Consider the following 26,103-nt stretch of genomic DNA (forward strand, 5'->3'; position numbering starts at 1 on the left):
GAATCTGCTTCATGGGAAATATCCAGTACGACACATGCGTGATCGGCGCGGGACCTGCCGGGCTGGCGGTCGCCAGAGCGCTGGCGGAGCGGAATCTGCCGTACACGCATTTGGAGCGGCACACCGGGCCCGGCGGCATCTGGGACATCGACAACCCCGGCAGCCCGATGTACGAGTCGGCCCATTTCATTTCCAGCAGGACCCTCTCGGGCTTCGGAGGTTTTCCCATGCCCGACGCATTCGCCGACTATCCCCCGCACCGGCAGATCCTCTCGTATCTGACGTCCTTCGCCGACGCCTATGAACTGACGGAGCGCATCCGGTTCGGCGTCGAGGTCGAAAGCGTCGAGAAGAACGCGGACGGCACCTGGACCGTCACCCGCGCCGACGGACAGCAGAGCGTGCACGGCCAGGTCGTGGTGTGCACCGGCTCCCAGTGGCACCCCAACGTCCCGGAACTGCCCGGGAACTTCACCGGCGAGGTCCGCCACACGGTCGGCTACCGCAGCGCGGAGGAACTGCGCGGCAAGCGGGTCCTGGTCGTGGGAGCCGGAAACTCCGGCTGCGACATCGCCTGCGACGCGGCCCGCAGCGCGGACCACGCGGTGATCAGCATGCGCCGCGGCTACTGGTTCATCCCCAAGCATCTCTTCGGCCGCCCGGTGGACACCATCGCAAGCGGCGGGCCGCACCTGCCGATGTGGCTCGCGCAGCGGGTCTTCGGCACCCTCCTGCGGATCGTCAACGGCGACCCGACGCGCCTGGGCCTGCAGAAACCGGACCACAAGCTGTTCGAGACCCACCCCGCGATCAACTCGATGCTGATCCACCACCTTCAGCACGGCGACATCACCGCCAAGCCGGGGATCGCCCGCACCGAGGGCAGGACCGTCCGCTTCACGGACGGCACCCGCGACGACTTCGACCTGATTCTGCTGGCCACCGGCTACGTTCACCGGGTGCCCGTCGCGCAGAAGTACTTCGGCGACGAGCAGCATCCCGACCTGTACCTGTCGTCGTTCTCCCGGGAACACCAGGGCCTGTGCGGAGTCGGCTTCGTCGAGACCAACTCCGGCGCGTACCGGCTCTTCGACACCCAGGCCCAGCTGATCGCCGGGCACATCCACGACGTCGCGCACCGGCTGCCGAACGCCGAGCGGTTCGCCGGCATGATCCGTACCGACCGTCCGGACCTGTCCGGCGGCATCAGGTTCGTCGACTCGCCCCGGCACACCGGCTATGTCGACAGCGCGGCCCTCGTGAAGCACCTTGCGAGGATCGCGGCCGACATGGGCTGGCGCACCGAAGGACGGCCGCCGCGCGCGCGGTCCCCGCGGGGCGTGGCGGCCGCGTCATGAGCGGCTTCGACTTCCATGACAAGGTCATGCTGGTGACCGGCGGCGCCGGCGGGATCGGCAGCGCGATGTGCCGTCGCTTCGCCACCGGGGGCGCCCGTTGCGTCGTCGTCGACCTCGACGAGGCCCGCGCCGAGCAGGTCGCCGCCGGGCTTCCCGGCGCCGGCCACACCGCCATCGGCTGCGACCTGGTGGACCGGGCCCAGGTGGAGCACCTTTTCGACCAGGTCGCCGACGTGTACGGCCGCCTCGACGTACTCGTCAACAACGTGGGAATGACCAGCGCCGAACGCTTCGACGTGCGCAGCGTCGAGAGCATCGAGAAGGAGATCACCCTCAATCTGACCTCGCCGCTCGTCGCCACCAGGATCGCGATCCCGCTGTTGCAGGCCTCGCCGGACGCCCGCGTGGTCACCACCGTCTCCCTCGGCGGGATCTTCCCGCTGGGCGAGACCCCCATCTACACCGCCTCGAAGTTCGGACTGCGCGGGGCGATGCTCGCCCTAGGGCTCGACCTGAGGAGCAAGGGCATCCTCGCCGGGTCGGTGCTGCCGTCGGCGACCGACACCCGGATGCTGCGCCAGGAAGCCGTGGACGGCGGGAACTCCATGCAGTTCCAGGATCCGCCCCAGCAGCCCGCCGACGTCGTGGCGGCCGTGGTGAGCCTGCTCGACAAGCCCCGCCTGGAGGCCTACCCGCGCACCGGTGAGTCCCGTCTGGTCAGGTTCGCGATGCTGGCGCCGAACCTGTTGCCGAAGGTGTTCTGGCTGTTCCGCAAACGTGGTGAGCGCGGTATGGCCCGCTATCTCGAGGAACTGCGCCGCCGTGGACTGGCCCGGCAGGCCGACGGACGCTGGGAACTGGTGGAGGAGAAGTGACGTTCACCGAGAGCCCCGCCACGCTGAACGTCGTCAACCCGGCCACCGGGGAGCTGATCACCACCGTGCCCGCCACGAGCGCCGAGGACGTCGCCGAGGCCGCCGAGCGGGCCCGGCAGGTCTTCGCGTCCGGCGTGTGGTCGCGGATGCCGGTCCGGGAACGCGGCGGGGTGCTGCTGCGACTGGCCGATTTGATGGAACGCGACGCCGGGACCCTGGCCCGGCTGGACAGCGAGGACGCGGGAAAGCCGATCACGGAGTGCCTCACCGGCGACGTACCCGGTGCGGTCGAGTCGGTCCGCTGGTTCGCCGAAGCGGCCGACAAGGTGTTCGGCAGAGTCGCCCCCGGAGGCGGACCCGACAGCCTGGGCCTGATGACCCGGGAGCCGGTCGGGGCGGTGGCGGCGATCCTGCCCTGGAACTACCCGCTGGCCATGGCCGCGTGGAAGGTCGGTCCCGCCCTCGCCGCGGGCAACAGCCTGCTGCTCAAGCCCGCCGAGGCGACCCCGCGTTCGGCCCTGCACCTGGCCGGGCTGGCCGCCGAGGCCGGCCTGCCCGACGGCGTCCTCACGGTCCTGACCGGCCATGGCTCCGTCACCGGCGCCGCCCTGGCCCGCAGCCCCCTCGTGGGCGCCCTGTCGTTCACCGGCTCCACCGAGACCGGGCGCCGCATCCTCAAGGACGCGGCCGACAGCAACTTCAAACGCGTCTCGCTGGAGATGGGCGGCAAGAGCCCCCAGGTGCTGATGGCCGACGCGCTCGCCTACGGCGACGAGCTCATCGACCACATGATCGAGGCCGCGTTCCTGACGATGGGGCAGAACTGCACGGCCGGTTCCCGCGTCCTGGTCCACCAAAGCATCGCCGACGAGGTACTGGAGCGGTTCACGACCGCCGCGAAGAGCCTGGTCATCGGCGCTCCCGCGGACCCTCGCACCCAGGTGGGGCCACTGATCGACCGGGCGGCCTTCGACCGGGTCGCGGCGGCGGTGGATGCAGCCCGGGCCGGTGGAGCCCGCATCCACACCGCAGGGCTGCCGCACGGCCTGCCGCAGCGCGGGGCCTACTACCCGCCCACCGTGATCACGCACGCGCCCGAAGGCAGCGACGTACTCACCAGGGAACTGTTCGGCCCCGTCGTCACCGTCCAGACGTTCACCTCCGAAGACGAGGCGACGCACCTGGCGAACGCCACCGAATACGGGCTCGCCGCCTCCGTATGGACCCGCGACCTCGACACCGCCCTGCGGTTGGCACGCGGCGTCCAGGCCGGTGTGGTCTCCGTCAACGCCTACAGCGAGGGCGACATCACCACGCCCTTCGGCGGCTGGAAACAGTCCGGGTTCGGCGGCGTGGAGAAATCGACCGACGCCTTCGACCAGTGGACCCGGCAGAAGACCGTCTGGATCCGCACCCGGTGAGGGTGCCGTCGAAACCGTTGGCCTTGAGTTCGCGGAAGAGCTCGTCGAAGTCGACCTCGCCGTCGCCCTCGCCGATGTTCAGATGCTGGTGGACGCGGGCCGTGGTGCCGGGCGGGATGAAGTCCTCGCGCGGCGAGAGCTCGATCCACTCGTACCCCAACTCGGCGACCACAGCGGGAAGTTCGAGGAGAGGGAGGTGACGAATCATGTACGGGTCGAGGGCGGTCCTCATCAGGGTGCTCCTTGGGGTCATCGGCTCCGCCGGCGCGAGCCCGACGAGCGGCGTGCACTCGCTCGGCGTCGAAGCCGCCCGTGGCCCCTTGCGGTGGTTTCGGACGGCGGCCGGGAACCGCCGCGCTCGCTCCCCTCATCGAGGAACCGGCGCGCGGCTCGACCGGCACGGCTCCCATGGCGAGGGCGACCCGGCCCTCGTAGGGGCAGCCGGCCCGGACGATCACGGTCGCAGCGACTCGCGCAGTGCCGCGTCGGCCGCCTTGAGGACTTCGGCGGCCACGGCAACGCCCTCGACAGGACCGAGCTCGGTGTCCTCGTGCTCGATGTTGACCAGCATGTCCGGGTCGACCTCATGGAGGGCGCGCAGGAACTCGGTCCAGTAGGCGACGTCGTGGCCCTTGCCGAGGGCGACGAAGTCCCAGGCGGACGCCTTGGGCCATTCGTTGGCCCACTCGTCGCCGCCGAGGTTGGTGCGCGGCTCGTCGGGCGACAGCCGTCGGAAGCTGTTGTCGAGCACCCCGTTGAGGGCGGCGTGCTCGCGGTTGATGCGGACGTCCTTGGCGGCAGCGTGGAAGACGAGCTCGCCGAGGTGGCGGACGACCGCGACGGGGTCCATCTGCTGCCAGAACAGATGGGAGGCGTCCAGTTCGACGCCCACGTGGGTCGCGCCGGTGAGGTCGATGAGTTTGTGCACGTCGGCCGAGTTGAAGACGACGTTCTGCGGGTGCAGTTCCAGGGCGACCTTGACGTCGTGGTCGCGGGCGAGCCGGTCGGTCTCGCGCCAGAAGTCCGCGGCGATCTTCCACTGGTGGTCCAGCACGTCCAGGGCCGCCGAGTTCCACGCGTTGACGATCCAGTTCGGGCGGGACGCGCCCGGCTCGCCGCCGGGCAGGCCCGACATGGTCACGACGCGGTGCTGTCCGAGCCGCTCGGCCAGGCGGATGGAGCGGCGGACGTCCTCGGCGTGCTTCGCGCCGATGGCCGGGTTCGGGTGCAGCGGGTTGCCGTTGGCGTTCAGGCCGGCGATGGAGACGCCGGTGCCCTCGAAGAGAGCGAGGAAGTCGTCCCGGGCGGTGTCGCTGACGAGGATGTCGTCGAAGGTCGGCATGTGCACGGGCGGCAGGAAACCACCGGTGTTGATCTCGATGCCCGTCAGGCCCAGATCGGCGATGACCTTGATCGCTTCCGGCAGCGACCGGTCATGCAGGATCGCGTCGTACAGTCCCAGCTTCATCGGCGTGTTTCCTCGGTTCCTCGTGACTGATGGTCATGGCCGTGGCGCAGGCCCGGGTCACTGGACGGTGACGGCATTGCCGCCGGCGTCGGCGGAGGCGACGACCGCGTCGATGACGCGCAGGTTGTGCAGGCCGTCGGCGAGGGTGGGGCAGGGCGGCAGCTGGTCCAGGCCCGCGATCTGTTCCAGGCCCGCGATCTGTTCCAGGAAGGCCCGAGCCTGCCAGACGAAGAACTCGTGCTGGCCGTGGCCGACGCTCGGGAAGTCCATGGGCAGGCCGCCTGCGACGTAGGGGTGGCCCGGGCCGACCACCACGCGCCGGTAGCCGTCCACGGGGTCGGAGGCTGCCGCGTCGGCGATGGTGAACTCTGCCGGGCGCGACAGTTCGAAGGTCGCGGCGCCGTTCTGCGTGAACACCTCGAAGCCGAGGGAGTTGGCGAGCCCGCGGGCGATGCGCGACACGGAGAACGTGCCGACGGCGCCGGAGGCGAACGTGGCGGTGAACGTGGCGACGTCGTCGTTCTCGACGGGCTCGCGCTCCTGGCTCACGGCCACGTCGGCCGAGTGCCCCACCGCGGTGCCCAGCGGCACGGGCCGCTCGTGCACCTGGGTGGACAGGACGGCTCCCTGGACGCTCTGCACGGGACCGCAGAAGTATTCGCCGAGATCGATGAGGTGGCTGCCGATGTCGGACAGTGCCCCCGAGCCGGGACGTCCGCGATAACGCCAGCTGATGGGGGCGTCCGGGTTGTGCCCGTAGTCGCACCAGTAGTGCCCGTTGAAGTGCTGGACCGGCCCGAGGGAGCCTTCCTCCACCTGCTGTCGGACGGCGTTGACGGCGGGGGAGCGGCGGAAGGTGAAGCCGGTCGCCGCCACCAGGCCGGTGCCCTCGGCCGCCGCCACCATGGCCTGCGCGTCGGCCACGGACGGCGCGAGCGGCTTCTCGCACAGCACGTGCTTGCCCGCCGCCAGCAGGGCTTCGACGATCTCGCGGTGCAGGTGGTTGGCCGCCGCCGCGGGTCCTCAGTTCCTCGGTCAGTTCCGGCCGGGGGCCGCGGTTGAAGCCCTGCTCCTTGCGCCACCAGTCCTCCTTGGCGTCCGCCGTCACGAACAGGACGTCACAGCGGCGGCGGGCCGCCTCGCGAAGGATCTGCTCCCAGATGAGATAGTCGGCGGCGGCCCCCACGCCTTCCTTGGTGTTGTCCATGTAGCCCGGAGGCAGACGCTTGTCGACCCGGCGCATCCCTTCCGCGATGGCCTTGTCGTAGTCGGCCTGACTCAGCGGGGCACCGACGTGACCGTCGAGACCGGGCTCCAGTCTGGCGATGACCGGGTCGGTGCTCGTGTCCTGGGTGATGTTCTGCCACTCGCCGTCGCCCACCTTGACGATCGTCTCCTGCACGTCGTCGAAGACCTCGTTCAGCTGACTGCGCAGCCGTTCGGTCTCGTCCTCGGGCAGGGCGACGCGATTGGCCCAGGTACGCAGGGTCCGCTCCGCCTGGGTCGCGTGACCGGCCATGTCCTCGGCGGCCTGTGCCCCGGACGCCCGCGCGTCGCTGAGGGTGCTCTCGCGGTTGCGCCAGAATTCCACGAGGACCTGGTGAGGAACCCACAGCCGGTCCTCCAGCGCGAGGAGCGCATCCAGCAGGTCGCCTCGGGCCTTTTCGGTGTACCGGTACAGGTTCAGCAGCACGTTGGCGTCGGGGGCGACCAGTCCGCGTGTCAGTACGGTGGTGAAGTCCTCCGTCGTGGAAGTCCGAAAGGCTCCGAAGTCGTCGAAAAGCCCTCGACCGTCCGAGCCCTCGGTCATGTCACTCACTCCGCCCACCCCTGTCTGCAACCGACTCACCCCTGGCGACCCTAGCGCTGCGGGCAGGGGAGGGGAGGGGAGGGGAGGGGAGGGGACATCAGATACACGAAGTACCCCAAGAAATGCATTGTTAACGACGTCAACAAATACCTCGTCGGGGCCGAATCCCTCGGTGAGGTACTGGAGCACCTCACCCTGGTCCTCCGGCAGCAGCGTTTCGAACGCCTTGAGCTGCGCCTTGTCGACGATGGTCCGCACCGCACGCAACACCTGGTCGTCGATTCCCAGATGGCGCAGCACCGTGTCCGAGTACTTCGCGAAGAGCAGGCAGTCGGCGGCGGCAGCCGTCTTCTCCAGCGCCGGAGTCAGCTGCTCCAGGGCGACCACGTTGCGTACTTCGAGTGCACGGGTCGCGGAGTTCGTCGTGTACAGCCGCTTGGCCGCCCAGGTGTACGCGTCGTCATGCCGTACGACGTTGACGAGCAGGAACACATCACTGCCGTCGTCGGGGGCGAGGACGACACCGCGCCAGAAGTCGTTGATGCGGATGGTCCGCATGCGGGTGTCCTGCGCGTTCTGCACGGACTCCAGGTGGAGCCCGTTGTCCGCGTACAGTTCGGGCACGGAGAGCAGCTGGAACTTCTGCATCGCCTTGCGCACGCCGGCCTGGACGGACACTCCGCAGTCGATCATATGTGCGGGGTGTTCGCCAACCGCTGGGCCAGTGTCCCGACGGCCGTGAGCAGTCCGGCAGGCTCCCGGTCCAGATCGAGGGCGTGCTGATGGATGACGATGCCCGCGTGGCGCACCTCGTGCGCGGCGTGCGGGGCGTTCCCCTTCGCGTACACCAGATGACCCTCGCGCAGCCCGAGCGCCGTGCAGTACGCCAGCATCTGGTACAGGTCGGCGTCCGGGTAGCCACCCCGTTTCTCCGCCTTGTACTTGGCATCGACGACCGCGCACGGGGTCCCGCCGGCCGGCTCGTACAGCACGAGGTCCGGCTTCATGCGGATCGCGGCGGCCTCGTCGAGGTGGTGGGAGTCCTGGAGGCGGGCGGTGTGACCCGATCCCATGGTCCGGAAGGCCTCCCGCAGGGCGACCGTCACGAAGTCCTCGAAGAGTTTGTTCATGTCGAAGAGGAAGCCGTCGATGCGCAGCCCGCCGGGCATGTGCTCGGCGGAGACGCCGTCCAGGACCGCGCGGGCGAGGTGCAGGGCGTGCTGGTACCGGGCGTTGAGACGGGTGGGCAGCCAGTTGGGGAGCGGCTGACCACGCACGATCACGGTCACGTCGGCCAGCCGGGCGCGCTGGTGCAGGAGCCTGCGGCGTACGTCGCGCGGCACGCCGGGCAGCCGAAGGAGACGCTCCACGCCCGCACGCAGGATGCGGTTCTCCGCGATGTCGGTGGTGAACTCGTCGTACGCCACCTCGACCGGCGGCATTGCCCCGAAGCGCCGCCGGATCTGTTCGGCCTCTCTGATCCGGCCGCGGACGACGAGCGCGGATTCCTCGGTCGCCCGATACCCCTGCAGCAGGCCTTGTCGCAGGGCCCGGTCCACCTGTCGCTCCACGGCGTGGGCGAGCGCGGGCAGCAGGTCGCGGTGCTCGGCGACCTCGACCTCCCCGTCCCGCCAACTCCGGCCCGGATCAAGGCTGTAGCCGAGCAGGAAGAACAGCCGCGCGATGGGCACCTTGGGCGTGACGCGTACGGTGACCGGCGGGCCGCCGTCCGGTGACGCGACGGCCACGGCCCCGACCTTGCTGCCGGCCCGCAGCGACCAGAACCCTGGCGTGTACGGGTCGGGGGCCGCGTCCACTACGTCGGAAGCGGCGAGGGCGCGGCCGACGGCGTCCGGCAGGGTGAGACGGGTAGCCGGCGCGTGCTCGACCAGTTCGACGGACCGCACGGCGTCCGTGGCGGCCGTCACTTCAGAGACTCCCGCAGTGCCGACAGCCCGTACCGCTTCTCGATGTCCACGCCCTCCCCGTAGTGGTGTTCCTCCAGCAGGGGCAGGATCTTCGTCCGCCAGGTGCGGTCCAGGCCGCCGTCCCGGTAGACGCCCTTCTTCATCAGGTAGGAGGGACCGATGCGGAAGTCGGGTTCGTCGATACGGGAGTTGAGCGCGTCGAGCAGGTCGGCGGGCTCCGTGTCCCTGCCCTCCTTGGCCAGCCAGCGGCGCAGCAGGCCGCGTGTCGGCTCTGTGCGCGCTGACAGTTCGACGAACGCGAAGCGGCGGCGCATGGCCGCGTCCACGAGGGCGATGGAGCGGTCGGCGGTGTTCATCGTGCCGATGACGAAGAGGTTCGGCGGCAGTGCGAAGTCGTCGCCGGAGTAGGTGAGCCGCACCGACTTGTTGCGGTACTCCAGGAGGAAGTACAGCTCGCCGAAGACCTTCGCCAGGTTGGCCCGGTTGATCTCGTCGATGATCAGGAAGTGCGGGATGTGCCGGTTGCCCTCGCGTGAGGCCAGGTCGGCGAGCTCGCGCAGCGGACCCGCGGTCAGCCGGAAGGCGACCTCCCTGGTCTGCGGGTCCTCCTGAGGCCGGAAGCCCTCGAAGAAGTCCTCGTAGGCGTACGAAGGGTGGAACTGGACCAGCTTTACCTGCTCGGGCCCGCCACCGAGGAACTCGGCGAGCTTCAGCGCGAGATAGGTCTTTCCGGTGCCCGGCGGCCCGTACAGCACCAGCTGCCGCTCGTCCCACAGCAGATCACACACCTCACGCAGCCACTCGGTGTCGTGTACGAGGAGTTCCGCGGCCAGTTCGTCCGTCGGCTCGGACAGTTGCAGCTCTCGGCGGGCGGTGAGCGCCGGGAACTCCGTACTGGGGTCCCGCTCTATGGCCTCCGCCTCCTCGACCAGCTCCTCGTAGGTCAGGCCGAGGCCTTCGATGTGGGCCTGGACGGAGGTGAGGTCGACGATGTCGTGCTGGATGGACAGCTTCTGCTGGAGCTCCTCCGGAAGTGCGTCGTACGGGTGCCCGGCCGGCTGCCAGTCCACCGGGCGGCGCAGATTGGACCGCCGGTCCTCGGACTCGATCTGCTCGACCTCACCGGTGATCTCACCGACGTACAACTTCCCGCCGGAGATGGTGCACACGGGGTCACCGGGCTTCATGCGGGAGAGGAAAGCGTGCAGGTCCTCGACGAGCTGCTGCTTCTGACTGTATGTGGCGGTCGACTCGTAGTCCTCCAGGACCAGAGCGCCCAGGTGCTGCTTGCTGATGCCCTGCTGCACACCCTGCCGGAGCCGGGAGGCGGAGAGCGTGATGCGGCCCTCCGGCAGCCACAGGCGCTGGACCAGGTCGAGACCCGTGACGTTCGAACCACGCACCAGCCAGGGGCGGTTGGGTCCGGCCCACACCCCTGACATGAAGTCGGACAGAGGTGCCCCATCCTCGGTCCGCCACTCGATCCAACCGTTGCGCGGGGCGCCCACCAGCAGCTCCGCGGCGAAGGACGGCGAGCCGCACTCCACGTCCTCGGTCAGTTCCAGCCAGCCCGGCCAACGGGTGGACGGGACCATCACGCCCGCGGCCTTCAGCTCCTCGCGCCGTCTGAACTGACCGCGGAAGTGCTTGGCGAACGACGGCATCACATGATCACGCGCGGGGGAGCCGGACCGCACCAGGAACTTGCGGCTGCCGTTCGTCCCGGTCTCGGCCAGAAGCACTCCACGTGCCCGGTCGATCCCGTCTCCGCTCGGCAGCCGCAGCTGGAACTCCGGATGCTGCATGTCCATGTCGGCCATCGTCATCGCTCCCCCCCTCACACCTGCCGGACGATCTGCCGAGAACGATAGGGGCCTTCACTGACAATCGGCTTCGGGGTAGACCTCAACAATGCCGCGGAGACGTCAGAGGTCATCGGGCAATAGCCGGAATGAGGGCTGCCCGGTCAGGGGCCGCATCATGCGAAAGCGGCCGTCCGTCGTGAAGATGTCGGCCGTCTGGAAGGCCGCAGCCAGGGCAACGTTCATCGCGTCCGCCAGACCCACTCCCGCACCCCCGTCCCCGTCGACGTACCCGCGCATCATGGCCATGGCACTCCTCAGATGGGGCGCGGTGTCGGAGATCTCGAACCGGCGGGCCTCCGCCTGCCCGGTGATGAAGTCCAGCGCGTTCATGGCGGCCTTCGGGCCGACTCGTGAGGTCAGCAGGTAGTCCAGTTCGGTGAGCACCATGGGTGACACCACGAGGTGCCCCGTTCGTGCGAGAGCTTCCCGGTGAGCGGAGTGGCGGGGGTCCTTCGGCGTGAACAGTCGGTACAGGGCGTTGGTGTCGGCGATGGCGACCGGGATGTCAGTCATCGGTCTTCCCGGCCCGCGTCTTCGCCCATACCCCGTAGCGTCGCCTCGATCTCCTCGTCGTCGAGCACGGGGCCGCCAAGGTCCGGGATGTCCAGGTCGCCCATGGGATCGGTGCGGAACGGGTACGCGGGTCTGCCCGTCAGCACACCCCGGGGCACGATGTCTCCTATCGGGACGCCGTCCTTGGTGATGGTCACTGTCTCCCCGGCCGCCACGCGGGCCAGGACACGCGATGTCTGCTGGTTGAGCTCCCTCAGCGGGACCTCCACGCCGTCACTCATTCGCCCACTGTACTACTCGTTCTACATGGCCACGCGCCCCCTGTTCGGCACCAGGGTGGGCCATGTCCTCGGCTGCTTGCGAGCCGGACGATCGGGCGTCCCTGAGGGTGCTCTCACGGTTTCGCCGGAACTCCTCGAGGGCCTGGTGTGGCACCCGCAGCCGGTTCTTCCAGGGCGGCCGAGCGCGCGCAGCAGGTCGCCGCGCGCCTGCTCGGTGTAGCGATAGGGATTCAGCAGGACGTTGGCGTCGCTGCGACCAGACCGTTGGTCAGTACGGCCGTGAAGTCCTCATTGGTCGGCGTTCGGAAGGCCCCGGAGTCGTCGAAGAGGCCTCGGCCGTCCGCATCGCCCGTCGTGTCCTGTGTCACCTTGGTCTGGGAGGCGGCGGTGCCTCCCAGACCCGTGACCGGAAGACCAGGTCGGCAACGTACACGTGCTCGGCCCGGCGGACCGCGGTGTGCGTGTGGCGACCGCGCACTCGCGGACAGAGCACCGAGGCTGAAACCACAGCTGTACACATTCCGGGCCCCTGCGGCGATCCGGCCCGCGCGCTTGCCGCATAGAAACCGATCGGTGTACCGTGTGAGAAACCGATCGGTTTCTGATGTGTCTGGAGTCAAATCCATGTCCTCTCATGCCACCTCCACCATCTTCATGATTGGCGGGACGGGGGCTCAAGGGATGCCCATCGTCCGCGCCCTTGTCGCCGACAAGAAGTATTCGGTCCGGGTCCTTACTCGGGACGTCACCTCCGCCCGGGCCCAGGCCCTTCTCGCGCTCGGCAACGTCACCCTTCTCGAAGGTTCATTCGCCGACGAGGACGTGCTGCGGGAAGGATTTCGCGGCTGTGGCGGGGCGTTCGTCAACATCGACGGGTTCAACACCGGCGAGAAAGCCGAGACCTACTGGGCCATCCGCACTTACGAGATAGCGATCGAAGAAGGAATCAAGTTCTTCGTCTACGGAAACCTCGACTACGCCCTCAAGAAGGCAGGTTACGACTCCAGGTTCCGTACCGGCCACTATGACGGCAAAGGCCGTATGGCCGAATGGGTACTGTTCCAGAATGAAAGGAACAGGGACCGGATGGGGGCAGCGGTCTTCACGTCAGGGCCCTACATCGAGATGGTGATCTCACCGCTCACCCCCATGACGCCCACCGTCGAAGACGGTGTCGTCACGTGGCGGGTCCCGCTCGGCGAGGGAGCCGTGCCTCACGTGGCTCTCGAAGATTGCGGATTCTATGTCCGCTGGCTCTTCGACCATCCGGAGCGGGCCAATGGCATGGACCTCGAAGTCGCCATCGAGCACATGACCTATGCCGATATGGCTGCCGCGTTCCAGAAGGTCACCGGGCATCCGGCACGGTACGTCGACACCGACCTGGACACCTATTGGAACGGACCGGACCTCAAGGGGCTTGCCGATCACCCTGCCGGATACAATGCCGACCCCAATGACAAAAGCACCATGAGCTTCCGCGACAATTTCACGGGCTTCTGGAATGTGTGGAAGCACGGAATCATCACCAGGGACTATGCTCTGCTCGACGAAATCCACCCCCACAGGATCCGGAGCGCCGAGGAATGGTTCCGCCGAGAAGACCAGGTGGGCGGGGAACTCGGCAAGGGGGGTCTCTGGGAGAGGGTCCAGCCGGCGAACCGGAATGTGGACTCTGCGGTCCTCAAGAGCAGTGCTGATTTCAGGACGGGCACGTTGTGATATTCGCCCAGGATGTGATCGACCATAACCCCGCTTTCTGACGCCGCCTCCGGAATCGACGGCATGCGAGCATCGATCGCCGCGGTCCGTGACGGATTCACCGACACATAGCACCGGATTCTGTTCCAGCAGGAGCTTCCCGGCGGCTGGGTGGTCCTCCACTGGCAGACGACCGCGACCCGCACCGGAGACGCCTTCGGGTTCGCCGCCAGCGGCAACCCGGTCGATATCAACGGCCAGGACATCATGCGCGTTGTCGACGGCAAGATCACCGAGATCTATCACGTCGAAGAGCTGCTCAAGCTCACCCAGCAGATCAACACCGGCGCGCAGCCTGCGTGAAGACCGTGAGGCGCCCATGTTCCGCTCCTTTGCGTGCCACGACGCCGTCACGTGACAGGGTCGAACCTGGTCCCCCGCCCGCACTGCACGCGGACGGGGGCGGTCATGGCACGCTCGGGGCAGTCACGCCAGCGCGGTCAGCAGGTCGGCGAGCACGTCGGGGCGTTCCAGGGCGATGAAGTGGCCCGCGTTCGGGACCTGGGTGAAGTCGGCGGCGGACAGCAGTTTCTTGTTGGCTTCCCGGTCCGAGGGCCGGGACCAGTCCTTCTCGCCGTAGACGAGGTGCACGGGGGCCTTGACGTCGGTATAGCGCGAGCGGGCCGCGATGAGGCTGGGCAGGCTCTGGTACACGGCCCGGGCGACGGTCGGGTAGCCGGGTCGGCTGCCCACCTGGAGGAGTTCGTCCACGTAGTCCTCCCGCAGCGCCCTCTTGTCGCCCAGGCCGCCCCGCAGGACCCTGCGGAGGATCGGCTTGGGCTCCACCCCGGCGACCACCGGGCCCACCCCCGGAGCGAGCACACCGCCGACGATCAGACGCGCGAGGAGGCCGGACCGGGCGATTCCGTCGCGGAAGTCGTACGTGTTGACCGCGACGACGCGCCGGACGCGCTCCGGCAGATCGGCCGCGGTGGTCAGGGCGAGCACCGCTCCCATGGACTCCCCGACCAACGTGACGTCGTGGAGGTCGAGTTCGGTGAGAAGCCGCTCGACGCCCGCGCGCATGGCCGGCTCGTCATAGGACGCACCGGGCACGATCTCGGAGTACCCCATCCCGGGCAGATCGAGGGCGTACACGGTGTACTGGTCCGCGATGAGCGGGATGAGGGTGCGGTAGTGCTCGGCCTGGGTGCGCACGGTGTGCAGCAGGACCAGGGGAGCGCCGGTGCCCGCCTTGAGGTAGCGCAGCGTTCCCTCGTGACTGTCGTGGCCCGGGCGCGGGGCGATGGTGTGGCTGCTGGTCCCCGGGATGTGGATCGTGGGACGTGGCTCGTGGACGGGCATCTCGTCGGCTCCTTGTCCTACGTGTTACTTGGCCAACTGGGCGTACAGGGCGGTGAGGTCGTCGGCGAGGCCCGCCTTCACCTGGCGCGAGATGTCGTCGGCGAGCACCTCGTACGCGCCCGTCTCGATGCCGTCGAGGGCGAGTGCGGCGACGTCACGAGGGTCGGACTTCGGTGCGTCGACGCCGGCCGCGAGGTCCGTGTCCACGTACCCCACGTGCAGTCCGGTGACGGCGATGCCGCGGGGCTGAAGCTCCAGGCGCAGGGAGTTGGTCTGCGACCACAGGGCGGCCTTGGAAGCGCTGTAGGAGCCGCCGAGGGCGATCCAGGAGAGCACGGAGTGCACGTTGAGGAGGTGGCCCCCGCCGTTGCGCTCGATGACGGGCACGAAGGCGCGGGCGAGAAGCAGCGGGCCGTAGAAGTTGGTCTCGAACTCCCGGCGCACGTCGTCGACCGGCGAGTCGAGGAAGGACGCGCCGACCGAGGCGCCCGCGTTGTTGATCAGTACGGTGACATCCTGCGCCTGTGCGGCGGCGGCCGCCACGGAGGCCGGGTCGGTGACTTCCAGCGCCACGGGAACGGCGTCGGGGTGCGTCACGCTGCGCGGGTCGCGGGCCGTGGCGTAGACCTTGCGGGCGCCGCGTGCGTAGAGCTCCTCGACCAGGGCCTTGCCGATGCCCCGGCTGCCGCCGGTGACGAAGACGTTTGCGTCCTTCAAAGCGGTCATGACTGCCTCCACAGAGTGAGAAACTCATCGGTTTCCACCACAGTAAACCGATCGGTTTCCCGACGCAAGCGCTGAGTGCGAGCAGTTCGACGGTCGGTGCACCGCTCGCGACATGTTCACTTGCACTGCGGAAACCGATCTGTTTTCCTGAGTGGAAACAGATCGGTTTCCAACCGGTGGTCGATCTATGCCGGCAGCAGCTAAGGGGAAAAGTGAGTACCACGATCGACCGTGGGGCGCCCGCCTCCGGGAAAACAGACTCGGGCCGTCGCGGCTCGCACGCCGTGCGCTGGTGGGTGCTTGTCGTGCTGGGCACGGCGCAGCTCATGGTCACGCTCGATGCGACCGTCGTGAACATCGCGCTGCCCGCAGCCCAGCATGACCTCGGTTTCAGCGACGGCAGCCGGCAGTGGGTCATCACGGGTTACGCCCTGGCCTTCGGCAGCCTGCTGCTGTTCGGTGGCCGGCTCGGCGACCTGTTCGGCCGGCGCACCACCTTTGTGACCGGTCTGATCGGTTTCGCGGGCGCGTCCGTCCTCGGCGGCGCGGCCACCAGCTTCGACATCCTCGTCACGGCAAGGGTGGCCCAGGGCCTCTTCGCCGCGCTGCTCGCGCCTGCGGCACTCTCCCTGCTCAGCGTGACCTTCACCGACCCGGCCGAGAGGCCGAAGGCGTTCGGCATCTTCAGTGCGCTGGCCGGTGCGGGCGGCGCGGTCGGGCTGCTGCTCGGCGGCATGCTCACCGAATGGGCGTCGTGGCGCTGGGTGATGTACGTGAACGTCATTTTCGCGGCCGTGGCGCTGGTCGGTGCGGTGCTGCTGCTGGCCAAGCCCGCGGTCACCGAGTGGCCCAAACTCGACATCCCCGGCACCGTCGTGGTGAGCGCGGCACTGTTCGCCATCGTCTACGGGTTCGCGCACGTCGAATCCACCAGCTGGACCGACCCGGTCGCCCTCGGCTCGGTGATCGCCGGCGTGGTGCTGCTCGCGGTGTTCGTGTGGCTGGAGGCCAGGGTCGCGCATCCGCTGCTGCCGCTGCGCCTCGTGCTGGACCGCACCCGCGGCGGTTCGTTCCTGGCCGTGTTCGTCATCGGCATGGGGATGTTCTCGATCTTCCTGTTCCTGACCTATTACCTGGAGGCCAGCATCGGCTACTCGCCGATCAAGACCGGACTGGCGTTCCTGCCGATGGTCGCGGGCATCGTCGCCGCGTCGACCACGGCGCCTTCGCTGCTGCTGCCCCGGGTCGGTCCGAAGATCGTGGTCAGCGCCGGCTTCCTGGTCGCCGCAGCCGGGATGGCCCTGCTGAACAGGCTCGAGCTGGACAGCACCTACGCCGCCCACATCATGCCCGGCATGATCCTGCTGGGTCTCGGCCTCGGCGGGGTGATGACCACCGCGTTCCAGGGTGCGACCGCGGGCATCCATCACGAGGATTCCGGTGTCGCCTCGGCACTGATCAACACCGGCCAGCAGATAGGCGGCTCGATCAGCACGGCGCTGCTGACCACCGTCGCCTCATCGGCCGCGACCGACTACCTGTCCTCGCACAAGCCCGGCGCGCTGACCGCGGCGCAGGCCGGGGTCGAGGGCTACACGGCCACCCTGGCCTGGGGCGCCGGGTTCTTCGTGGTCGGCGCCGTCCTTTCGGCGCTCCTGATACCGAACGCACCTCTGGCACCGTCGGAGGGCGAGCCCGTGATCGCCCACTGAGCCCGACTCCACCAGGCAGGCGCGCTCGGTCGATCACAACGAGTGGCGAGTGAGGAATGCCCTGCTACCTGCGCTGATCGGTGCTCTCACGGCACAGATCGGCGAAGGGAGGCAGGGCGTCTCCGAGAGCGGCTGCTGGAGGCAGTGGCCACGCTCACCTACCGAGACGGTGTCGGCATCGGCGTGCCCGCGGCCGACGACAACCGTTCACCCCGCGAGCGGATCATGCACGTCTTCGACCAGTTGGTGTCACAGGCGGGTACGCCCGACGGCTCAATGCGGCGGACATGCGCTGACGCATCGCGTGTACGAGCGGTCTCGGCGGCCGGCGTGCTCGGCGAGTCGCAGCCGGCCTCCGGCGACCCGGGCAACTGCACAGGGCGTCACACCCATGCCTGGCGGTGTCTTCGGTGTCCAGGGCCGTGAAGTCGGCACGCACGGGTGTGACCGTGCGGGTGGTCGCAGGCCCGACAGTGCTGTGCCGGTCAGGTTTCGGCGAGCCCGTAGCGGGCGTGCAGGCGGGCCAGTGGGGCGGGCGCCCACCAGTTGGTACGGCCGGCCAGGTGCATGAGGGCAGGGGCCAGCAGGATACGGATCACGGTGACGTCGAGCAGGATGGTGACGACCATGCCGACGCCGACGATCTTCAGCGGGACGACCGGCGACGACGCCTGACCCAGGAAGACGACGATGATCAGAGTGGCGGCCGAGGTGATGAGGGGAGCGGTGCGTCGCACCGCGGCCTCGATGGCGGCGGAGTTGTCCCCCAGGGCGAGGTAACTCTCCCGGAACGCGGAGAGAAGGAACACCTCGTAGTCCATGGAGAGCCCGAAGGCGATGGCAATCACCAGGATCGGCATCATGATGTCGGTGGTGCCGACAGGGGTGAACGAGCCTACGAGGCCGTGCAGATGGCCGTCCTGGAAGATGAAGACCATCGTGCCGAGGGCCGCGGTCATGCTCAGTCCGGTCAGCAGAAGCGCTTTGAGCGGTACCAGGACACTGCCGGTGAAGGCGAACAGCAGCACGAACATGGACACGGCCACCCACAGCACAGCGATCGGCAGCCGATCGGTGAGCGCGGCCGTGGTGTCCTGGAGCACAGCGACACTGCCACCCATCAGCGGCGGTACGGGCGCATGCACGTCCCGCACGGCTTCCAGCGTGCGCAGGGCCTGGTCGGTGTCGGACCGGTCGCCGGTCAGTGTGATCCTGAGCCAGGTGTCGGAGCCGTTGGTGAAGGCGCGCGAGGCGGACGGAGCCGACGCCTGCCTGCCGGCCGGCGTGTAGGTACCGGTCACACCCTCGACCCCGCGCACTCCCGGGACGCGGGAGAGGGCGCGCGCGTAGTCGCCGGTGTCGGACACTGCCCGCCGCCCGTCCGCCGCGCCGGGGAGCACCACCGCGATCTGTGGCGCATACAACTGCGGGAAATCCGCGCGTACGCGGTCGGAGGCCGCCCTCACCGCGGTCCCGGCGGGCAGTGCCCGGTCGTCCGGGAAGTCGAAGGACACGCCTGGGAAGGGGGCGGCCAGGGTCACCAGGAAGACCGTCACCGCGACGGCCACCAGCGCCGGAGCCCGCCGTACGAGCCGGGCACTGGAGGACCAGATCAGAGTTGTGGACTTGCTGACCAGCCCCTTGGCCTCGCGGTCACGGGACGCGGCCGCGGTACGCAGCCGACGGCCCAGCAAGGCGAGCGCGGCGGGGAGGACCGTCCCGGTGGCCAGCGCGGACAGCAGCGTCACGATGATGCCACCGCAGGCCACGGTCCTCAGGAACATGGTCGGGAAGACCAGCAGCGCGGCCAGGGACATGGAGACCGCCACCGCCGAATACGCGACGGTCCGACCCGCCGTGGCCATCGTCCTGCCCAGTGCCGCCGCCGTCTCCGCACCGGAGTCCAACTCGCTCCGGAAGCGCGTCACCATGAACAGGCTGTAGTCGACGGCCAGTCCGAAGCCGAGGGCGCTGCCGATATTGAGTGCGAAGACGCTGACGGGCGTGACCGTGGCCAGCATGCCGAGCAGCGCCGAGGTCATCGTCACGGACACCACGCCGACCAGGACAGGCAGCAACGCCGCCAGAAAGCTGCGGAAGACGACGATCAGCAGCAGCAACACCAACGGGGCGGTCAGCAACTCGGCGCGGACCAGATCACGCTTGCTTTGTGCCTGCAATGCGTCAAGAACCGCGGAGGATCCGGCAGCCGCCACGGTGATGTGACCGTGCCGGCCGAGGACGGTCGGCAACAGCCGTTCCACCGCCTTGTTGACCTCTTCCTCATCGCCCCGGAATTTCACGGCGGTCACGGCGCTGCGGCCGTCTCGGGCGCGCATGGCCGGATTTCCGTCCCAGAACGAGGAGACGTAGTCGACCGGCGCCGCGCGCCGCACGACCCCGGTCAACTCCCGGCCCGCCGCCGCGACGGCCGGTGCGTCGACCGACTGTTTTCCGTCCCGGGGTTCGACGAGCAGAAGTACGTCGGGATTGCCGGCCTGGAACTTCGTGCCGAGCACGCGTTCCGCCCGGACCGAGGCGGCTGACGGCGGGTACATCCCGCCGGCCACCAGCCGGTCCGACGTCAGCGCTCCGATCAGTCCGGAGAGCAGGACGCACAGGGCGGCGACGGCCAGAACCACGCGAGCGCGGAAGCGAGAAAGCAATCCGACCACGTTCTTCATTTCCCCTCTCCTTCAGTTCGGAGTATTCGAAAAAAATGGACCGGGACCCGCCAGGGTGCCCACCGCGACGGACGGTCCCTCGGCGCGTACCCACACTCTGACGACCTCCCGGGGGCGGCCCACCGCCCAGGCCCGGTTCAGGTCGGGGGACGTCTCGATCCCGCAGGGGTGGGTGCGCAGCAGGCGGCCGACGTGGTCGCGTACGGCGATGTTGGCCAGCCGCAGGGGGTGGTCGGGGCCCTCCTCGGGGAGCCGGTAGAGGCTGTCGACCAGGCCGGGATACCAGTCGGCGCGCTGGGCGTCGGCCGCGGTCAGGTGGGTGACGCCCAGCGAGGTCGTGCGGCTCACCCCGAGGCCCGCCGCGTAGACGCGGTCACGCAGGAACGCCATCCGTGCCGGATGGTCGGGGGGACCGACGAGGCCCAGCGGCACCAGAGCGTCGGTGAGCCGGATGTCGGCGACCATGGCCCGGCGCCGGAACAATTGCAGGCCGACGCGGACGAAACTGCCGGCGGGCAGGTCGTCACTGTCGAGGAGCCGGGCCTCCACACGCAGCGGCCCGGTGCCGAGCAGCGGCTCGTACAGATCGAGGGTGTCCAGCCGGTAGGGGTAGGCGAACACCTCGCGCGGAAGCGTCTCGTCCCAGGTCCACAGGGCGTGGTGGGGGACGATGTGCAGCGCCGCGTCCAGCAGGCCGGAATGGTGGGCTGCCGTGGGCACGGAGCCCCGCCGGGGGTCGATCACGCCACTGGCGCCGCGGTCACCGATCCGCATGCCGCGCAGGTAGTGGAAGGCAGGCCCGTGGAAGACAAGAGGGGCGTCGCCCTCGTACGGCAGGTGGGCAACCGGGCGGGCACCTGTGAGGGGAGGCAGAGGTGCGGCCGGTTCCGGGTCTCCCGGCTCCGCCGTTCCGCTCGCGACAAGAGTGGGTTCGCCGACGAGAGCGGGGCCGCCGGTCCCGTCGTCCGCCGGGAAGAGCAGGAGGTCCACCCCCGTGCCGCGCTCGCCGCGGCGGACCGCGGTGCCGTAGCGGACCGGGGCGTCGGCCACGATCCAGCGGCGGACCGTCAGGTCACGGATACGGCCCGGTCGCCTGCCGGTGGCGCGTTCGGCGGCCTCCGCCACCATCCGCACCACATGCATCATCGGCACGCTCGGGGTGGTCAGGGCGGGGCAGTGGTCCGCGAGCCAGGTGTCGCGCGCCGGGTCGAGGAGTTCTTCGGCGAGATGCCCGCCCGTGGGCGTGACGGCCGTGGGCGTGACGGCCGTGGGGCGTGCCGCTTCGGTGGTGATCCGCACGGCCAGGCCCTCCACGCGGTAGATGAGGGTGTCGTCCGCCCACAGCGTCCCCCGGGCCTCCAGACGGTGGCCGTGCGCGTCTTCCCGCTCGGCGGTGATCTCCAGTTCCACGGTGACGAGCCGGTGCGACGGGACCACCTGCCCCCGGTACCGCCACACCAAGGGAACGTCGGCGGACGTCGGCTCGCAGCGAGGTGCCCGCGGCCCCGCCGCCAGGTCCCGCTCGATGGCGTAGGCCTGGAGCGCCTGGTACATGGCTTCGACGCCGAGTGATCCGGGCTGCACGGGGTCCTGGAAGAAGTGGGCCTTGAAGAACCAGGCGTCCGGCCGGATCTCCGCCTCGGCGCGGATCCGGCCGGGCCCGTCGCCGTTCGGAGGCCGGTAGCCGGTGATGCGGTCGAGCACCAGCAGGTCGGAGTCGGGCAGCCGCAGCGGCCCGGTGAAGAACTTCTCCGGCCGGCCGGAGAAGTCCACGGCGCGGGTGCCCGGATCGTCCCGGCGCCGCTGTTCCGCCTCGGACGGGGGCAGCCCGGTCTGCCCTTCGAACGCGGACGGCGGAAAGAACCCGAAGCTGGTGGTGAAGGCGAAGAACGGTTCGGCGTCGTCTGCGTCGTCGTCGGCTCGGCATTCGACGTCGAAGAAGAGCAGGAGCACGGTGCCGTCGTCCGCCCAGTCGGTGAGCGTGGCCCGGGTGCGGACCCGGCGCGGGGCGAGCCCTTCGGTGCGCAGCGCCCTGGTCCGCCCGTCCAGGTTACGGAAGAGCAGGTCCGCGTCGCGGCCGAGGCAGCAGCCGCTGTACTGGGCGAGCCAGCCGCAGGGTTGCAGGCCGATCTCCATCAGCGCGGCCATGGACGGCCGGGGCGGGGCACCGTCGGCTCCGTCGTGGCCGCCGAGCCACGGCCCGCCCGGGACGTCGTACTCCGCCTCCACCCAACTGCCCTGGCGCAGCCGTGCCTTCGCGGCTCCGAGGGCGCGGACGCGGGTCATGAACAGGAACGGCGGCGCGGGGACCCGCAGCGCCCGCACCGGCGTGTCCAGCGCGCCGAACTCCGGGCCGAGCGCGTCCCGGTAGCGTCCGCGGGCGTGGGCGAGCATGCTCCGGCGGTCCAGGGCCAGCCCGTCGACCACGGCGGCGCGCGGATCAGGGGCAGTACCGCCGTGCGGCGCGGACCCGGTGTGCTCCCGGTCGTCGAGGGGCCAGTCCTGCACCAGGCCGAGTGCCAGTCCTGTCACCGCGCACGCGTTCACGCCGTCCACCCGGCACAGCACGTCCGCCCGGATCCGGGGCACGGGACCGGGGCACACGGCGGTGACGAACACTTCGTAGACCAGGACCCGGCTGCGGGGGGTGGCCTGCGCGCGCAGGCACACGGACTGCCGTTCGCCCCGCGCCGGTTCGAAACGCCAGCCGTCACGGTCGACGGTCGTACCCAGGGCGGCCTGATGGAAGGCGAGCGCCTGGAGACAGCCTTCGAGCAGGAGGAAGGACGGCAGGTGCGGGTCGCCGGGGTCGCCACCCGCGAAGAACCACTGGTCGGGTGTGAGGTTCAGCCGTGCCCGCAGGTAGCCCCGGCCCAGCGGTCCGCCCGTCGGGTCGAAGGCGGTGACCTCCTCGAAGAGCAGCCCTCGCGCCGTGGTGAGGCGCGGACTGCGGACGTGGGCGGCGGCCCGCTCCCAGCCCGCTCCGAAGCACTCGGCCGGCCGCCCCTGTGCGAAGGCGCGCACCTGGGCGGCGGTGAAGGAAGTGGAGGGGCAGACCGTGGGCGGGAGCCGGAAGGGGCCGGACGGGCGGGCCACGTGTTTCTCCGGTGTCCACAACACACCCTTCGCGTCGGCGAGTTCGCGCTCGGTGAAGAGCCCGGCCTGTCCGCCGCGGACGCTGAGCCGGAGTTCGCCGTCGACGCGAACGTCGGAGCGGAAGGAGAGCAGCGGGACCCCGGCGTGCTCGGCACGGTCCTCCACCCGGGTCTCGCAGCGCAGGGTCTGCCCGGGCACGGGGAGCGGTCCCTGGAAGGTCAGCGCGCAGTCGAGCAGGCGGTACGACCGTCCGGCCGGGGCCTCCGGTTCCGCACCGGACGGGCCTGCCGGCGGGCGGTTCCCCTGTCCGGCCGCCAGCAGAGCGCCCGCACACACGCGTCCGGCCGGGTCGAGGTACCAGCGGCCACGGGCGATGTCCGTCTCGGACCGCATGACGGCCCCGGGCGCGGCGCCCGGTTCGCCGTCGGCCCACGTCACCCGGTCGGCCGGGACCGTCGGCGGGTGTGGTACCGGCATCACAAGGCTCACTTTCGGCTGGGGCGTGCCACCAACTGCACGCCGGACAACTCGGCCACGGTCACACCCCGTGGGTCGGACAGCCGTACGTCGCACTCCGCCTGCTCGTCCGCCACCGGGCCCGGGGTGACGACGGCCAGCAGGTCCCGGCCGAGGGCGCCGGCGCGGTGCAGGCGCACCTCGCCGACGCCCATGGGCAGGGTGGCCCGGCCGAGCACGCACCGGGCCCACAGGACCGCGAGCTGGAGTACGCCGTCCACGGCCGCCGGGTCGGTGGCCCAGGGCGGTCGCAGATCCCAGCCGAGGGCTTCGAGACCGTCCAGTACGGCCCTGGCACCGCCGGGGCCGAGGGCCTCGACGGCGCGGAGCACGCGGTAGCGGGGGCCGTGGAACAGCACTTCACCGTCGTAGATTCCGCAGGACGGCAGGCCGGTGCCGTCCGGCGGGGGCGCGGATGCGGGCGCGGGGGGCGGGAGCCGGTCCGTGGCCACGGCCCGGTAGTGCGGGCGGCCGGTCACCGCCTCCAGCGTCAGGCGCAGGCCGTCCTCGGCGCGGCTGCCGCGCACCCGGAGCGGGTACGGCCGGTCGTCGGACGGGTCGAATACGAGGCCGTTCAGCACGGTCAGCCCGCGCAGGACCAGTCCGCCGGACGTTCCCGGCTGCTCGGCGGCGGCCCTGGCAAGGTACTCCACGGCACAGGCCAGCGGCAGCACCGGAGTGCCCCGCACGACGTGGTCCTCGGTGTAGGGGAATCCGCTGCGCGGCACCATGACGTCCGCGAGATGACGCTCCCGGAGGGTCTGCGGCGTCCCGGCCGCCGGGGTGGCCGGCGCGGGGAGCGTGATGCGGTCCGCGTCCGGCACCAGCAGGAGCCGGTCCGCGTGCTGCGCCGGCCCTCCGGGTCCGGCGGTCAGTTCGGCGGTGAAGGCGCCGGTCCCCGTCGCCGGGTCGATGAGCGGTACGCCCGCCTCCTCGAAGTGCCGCGAGAGAGCGGCGCCGACCATGCCGCCCCGCCATGGGCCCCAGCCGAGCGCCGTGGCCCGCAGTCCGGGCCGCGCCGCGCGGGCGGCGGAGACGAGGTGGTGAAGTGTCTCGTTGGCCATGGCGTAGTCGCACTGGCCGGTGTTCCCGGTGTGGGCGACGACGGAGGAGAACACACACAGCAGGCGGAGCGGGTCCTGGGCGACGGCGTCCAGCAGGACGCGCAGTGTCTGCACCTTGGTGTCGTAGACGGCGGCGAACTCCACGTCCGTCTTCTGCGCGATCGGACGGTCCGCGAGTACCCCGGCGCCGTGCACGACGCCAGTCACCGGTCCCCAGTCCGCCCGTGCCCGGGCCAGCGCGGCCCGTACGCCAGTGGCATCGCGGCCGTCCACGGCCTCGTAGCGGACCTGGGCTCCGGCCTGCTCCAGTCGGTGCACGGTGTCGCGTACCTCGCGGGCCGCGAGTACCTGGCGGGCGCGGGCCCCCACCTCGGCCAGGGGCGGCGGGCGGTCGGGAGCCGGCCCGCCGTGCGCCAGCAGGGCCTGCTTGACCGCCGCTTCACCGGCCGCGTCGCGCAGCCAGGCGGGCTCGTCGGCGAGCGTGGTGCGGCCCAGCAGGAGCAGACGGGGGCTGCGGGCACGGGCCAGTTCGACGAGGCACGCGGCGGTGATCCCCCGGCCGCCTCCGGTGACCACGAGGTGCTCGGCCTGGCATGCGGCCGGCTCCGTGTCCGGGACGGCCGGGAGGCTGCCGGGACGCCGTCCGAGCCGTACCCGGCCGCCGTCGGCGCGCAGCCCGACGTCGGTCTGGGCGCCGCCGTGCATCAGCTCGGCGGCGAGGGCCCTGGCGACCTCGGCCGCCGGACGGCCGCCGCGGTCGACGTCGATCGCCTTGACCGTCGCGTGCGGCCACTCGCAGGCGGCGGTCCGGGCGAGGCCCGCGATGCCGCCCAGGTCGGCCCGGTCGCCGCTGCGGCCGCTCAGTCCGAAATCGCCTCCGGTGTCCTGGACGGTGACGAGGACGCCGCCGTCCGACGCCAGTCGGGGGGCGACGGCCCGCGCGGTACGGAAGGCGGCCTCGGCCGCCTGCCGGGCCTCGGACGCGGGGCGCAGCCCCTCCAGGCAGACCACGGCCCTGGCGTCCGGGGGGAGTTCCCCGCGGACCCGGTCGGCGGTCAGTCCCTGACGCCTCAGTTCGGCGGCGAGTTCCTCGGCGACGCCTCCGCCGTCATCGGTGATGAGTACCGGCCCGCCGGACAGGCCGGGCAGCACCAGCCCCGGTGCGGGAGCGGGGCTGACGTGCACGACGAGCCGTGCGAGGCCGCCGGAGACCGACGGCGCGAAGCCGTCGGCCGGGCCCTGTAACGACGGCAGCTGCCCGGCGCCGGTGACCTGGTCCAGTGCCTCCCGGACCTGGCCGAGCGTACGCAGCTTGATCACCTCGCCCGGGTCGAGCGGCGGGAGGGAGGGAATCGCCTTGCGGATCGCGGCAAGGATCTGTACCCGCTTGATCGAGTCGATGCCCAGGTCCGTCTCCATGTCCATCTCCTCATTGAGGACGTCCATGGGGTAGCCGGTGAGTTCCGCGACGGCGCCGAGGAAGACGGCGCGGGTGTCGGCTTCGGGGGCGGGAGCGGGGGCGGCGGCCAGAGTGTCCGGGAGAGGCGGAGAGGTCGGTGCCGGGATCGGCGGGGTGTCCGCCGCGGCGGGTGGCGGCATCATGACCTGGGGTGCCGGGTGCATGGTCTCTGGTGTGGCGGCGGGGGCGGCGGTGCCTGCGGTGGGTGCCACCGGGGTAGCGGGCCCCGACGGAACGGACCCCATCGGTGGGGCGGCGGGG

Annotated in this window: 17 protein-coding genes and 4 pseudogenes; 7 read left to right on the top strand and 14 right to left on the bottom strand. The window is 70.3% G+C overall.

Translation table 11 applies throughout. From position 1 onward, the window contains the following. Positions 1–11 precede the first annotated feature (11 nt). From ACZ5SK_RS03575 to ACZ5SK_RS03585, 3 genes are read left to right on the top strand one after another with little or no spacing between them, the layout of a single operon-like run. On the top strand, positions 12–1,358 hold the full coding sequence (locus ACZ5SK_RS03575) for a flavin-containing monooxygenase (protein ID WP_334582894.1): 1,347 nt from the start codon (positions 12–14) through the stop codon (positions 1,356–1,358). Then, positions 1,355–2,233, top strand: a complete 879-nt coding sequence (locus ACZ5SK_RS03580) for an SDR family NAD(P)-dependent oxidoreductase (RefSeq protein WP_334582893.1) — start codon at positions 1,355–1,357, stop codon at positions 2,231–2,233. The genes ACZ5SK_RS03575 and ACZ5SK_RS03580 overlap by 4 nt, the downstream gene beginning before the upstream one ends. Continuing rightward, positions 2,230–3,654, top strand: coding sequence for an aldehyde dehydrogenase family protein (locus ACZ5SK_RS03585; protein ID WP_334582892.1), 1,425 nt, complete (start codon positions 2,230–2,232; stop codon positions 3,652–3,654). The genes ACZ5SK_RS03580 and ACZ5SK_RS03585 overlap by 4 nt, the downstream gene beginning before the upstream one ends. 112 nt (positions 3,655–3,766) lie before the next feature. Here the strand turns inward: ACZ5SK_RS03585 and ACZ5SK_RS03590 are convergent. The 9 genes and pseudogenes from ACZ5SK_RS03590 to ACZ5SK_RS03630 all read right to left on the bottom strand — a co-directional run. Continuing rightward, positions 3,767–3,886: pseudogene (locus ACZ5SK_RS03590) on the bottom strand (sugar phosphate isomerase/epimerase); the annotation flags it as partial. A 222-nt stretch (positions 3,887–4,108) separates the two neighbouring features. Then, positions 4,109–5,122: a sugar phosphate isomerase/epimerase family protein gene (locus ACZ5SK_RS03595; protein WP_457494928.1), complete on the bottom strand. Its 1,014-nt coding sequence runs from the start codon at positions 5,120–5,122 to the stop codon at positions 4,109–4,111. A gap of 57 nt (positions 5,123–5,179) precedes the next feature. Continuing rightward, the gene (locus tag ACZ5SK_RS03600; protein ID WP_334582890.1) at positions 5,180–6,076 is read right to left on the bottom strand and encodes a Gfo/Idh/MocA family protein; all 897 of its coding nucleotides are present in this window, start codon (positions 6,074–6,076) and stop codon (positions 5,180–5,182) included. A 142-nt stretch (positions 6,077–6,218) separates the two neighbouring features. After that, positions 6,219–6,932 (bottom strand): annotated as a pseudogene (locus tag ACZ5SK_RS03605) (PIN-like domain-containing protein); the annotation flags it as partial. Then, positions 6,924–7,617: pseudogene (locus ACZ5SK_RS03610) on the bottom strand (DNA helicase UvrD); the annotation flags it as partial. The pseudogenes ACZ5SK_RS03605 and ACZ5SK_RS03610, both read right to left, overlap by 9 nt. Before the next feature lie 4 nt (positions 7,618–7,621). Then, complete coding sequence (locus ACZ5SK_RS03615) at positions 7,622–8,860, bottom strand: McrC family protein (protein ID WP_334582888.1); 1,239 nt, start codon at positions 8,858–8,860, stop codon at positions 7,622–7,624. Beyond that, positions 8,857–10,686: a DUF4357 domain-containing protein gene (locus ACZ5SK_RS03620; protein WP_443041380.1), complete on the bottom strand. Its 1,830-nt coding sequence runs from the start codon at positions 10,684–10,686 to the stop codon at positions 8,857–8,859. Before ACZ5SK_RS03620 ends, ACZ5SK_RS03615 begins: the two co-directional genes overlap by 4 nt. Before the next feature lie 99 nt (positions 10,687–10,785). After that, positions 10,786–11,238, bottom strand: a complete 453-nt coding sequence (locus ACZ5SK_RS03625; RefSeq protein WP_334582887.1) for a PIN domain-containing protein — start codon at positions 11,236–11,238, stop codon at positions 10,786–10,788. Continuing rightward, the gene (locus tag ACZ5SK_RS03630) at positions 11,235–11,519 is read right to left on the bottom strand and encodes a type II toxin-antitoxin system Phd/YefM family antitoxin (RefSeq protein ID WP_334582886.1); all 285 of its coding nucleotides are present in this window, start codon (positions 11,517–11,519) and stop codon (positions 11,235–11,237) included. Before ACZ5SK_RS03630 ends, ACZ5SK_RS03625 begins: the two co-directional genes overlap by 4 nt. Before the next feature lie 624 nt (positions 11,520–12,143). On the opposite strand from ACZ5SK_RS03630, the gene ACZ5SK_RS03635 reads away from it, so the two are divergent. Together ACZ5SK_RS03635 and ACZ5SK_RS03640 are read left to right on the top strand one after the other, a co-directional pair. Continuing rightward, complete coding sequence (locus ACZ5SK_RS03635; protein ID WP_334582885.1) at positions 12,144–13,241, top strand: NmrA family NAD(P)-binding protein; 1,098 nt, start codon at positions 12,144–12,146, stop codon at positions 13,239–13,241. Between the two features lie 150 nt (positions 13,242–13,391). Then, positions 13,392–13,583: an ester cyclase gene (locus ACZ5SK_RS03640; protein WP_334582884.1), complete on the top strand. Its 192-nt coding sequence runs from the start codon at positions 13,392–13,394 to the stop codon at positions 13,581–13,583. Positions 13,584–13,706: 123 nt separating this feature from the next. Here ACZ5SK_RS03640 and ACZ5SK_RS03645 read toward each other — a convergent pair whose 3' ends face one another. Beyond that, the gene (locus tag ACZ5SK_RS03645; RefSeq protein WP_334582883.1) at positions 13,707–14,585 is read right to left on the bottom strand and encodes an alpha/beta fold hydrolase; all 879 of its coding nucleotides are present in this window, start codon (positions 14,583–14,585) and stop codon (positions 13,707–13,709) included. A gap of 24 nt (positions 14,586–14,609) precedes the next feature. Further along, the gene (locus ACZ5SK_RS03650) at positions 14,610–15,311 is read right to left on the bottom strand and encodes an SDR family oxidoreductase (RefSeq protein WP_468575262.1); all 702 of its coding nucleotides are present in this window, start codon (positions 15,309–15,311) and stop codon (positions 14,610–14,612) included. A gap of 212 nt (positions 15,312–15,523) precedes the next feature. On the opposite strand from ACZ5SK_RS03650, the gene ACZ5SK_RS03655 reads away from it, so the two are divergent. After that, positions 15,524–17,023, top strand: coding sequence for an MFS transporter (locus ACZ5SK_RS03655; RefSeq protein ID WP_468575264.1), 1,500 nt, complete (start codon positions 15,524–15,526; stop codon positions 17,021–17,023). A 132-nt stretch (positions 17,024–17,155) separates the two neighbouring features. Further along, positions 17,156–17,293, top strand: a pseudogene (locus tag ACZ5SK_RS03660) (TetR/AcrR family transcriptional regulator); the annotation flags it as partial. Between the two features lie 215 nt (positions 17,294–17,508). On the opposite strand, the gene ACZ5SK_RS03665 reads toward ACZ5SK_RS03660, so the two are convergent. From ACZ5SK_RS03665 to ACZ5SK_RS03675, 3 genes are read right to left on the bottom strand one after another with little or no spacing between them, the layout of a single operon-like run. Beyond that, on the bottom strand, positions 17,509–19,707 hold the full coding sequence (locus tag ACZ5SK_RS03665) for an MMPL family transporter (protein WP_334582880.1): 2,199 nt from the start codon (positions 19,705–19,707) through the stop codon (positions 17,509–17,511). 12 nt (positions 19,708–19,719) lie between these two features. After that, the gene (locus tag ACZ5SK_RS03670) at positions 19,720–23,280 is read right to left on the bottom strand and encodes a hotdog family protein (protein WP_457494926.1); all 3,561 of its coding nucleotides are present in this window, start codon (positions 23,278–23,280) and stop codon (positions 19,720–19,722) included. A gap of 8 nt (positions 23,281–23,288) precedes the next feature. Continuing rightward, entirely contained in the window at positions 23,289–26,006 is a 2,718-nt protein-coding gene (locus ACZ5SK_RS03675; protein WP_468575265.1) for an SDR family NAD(P)-dependent oxidoreductase, read from the bottom strand. Between the last annotated feature and the right edge of the window lie 97 nt (positions 26,007–26,103).

The sequence above is a fragment of the Streptomyces sp. NPDC031474 genome (assembly GCF_055581185.1).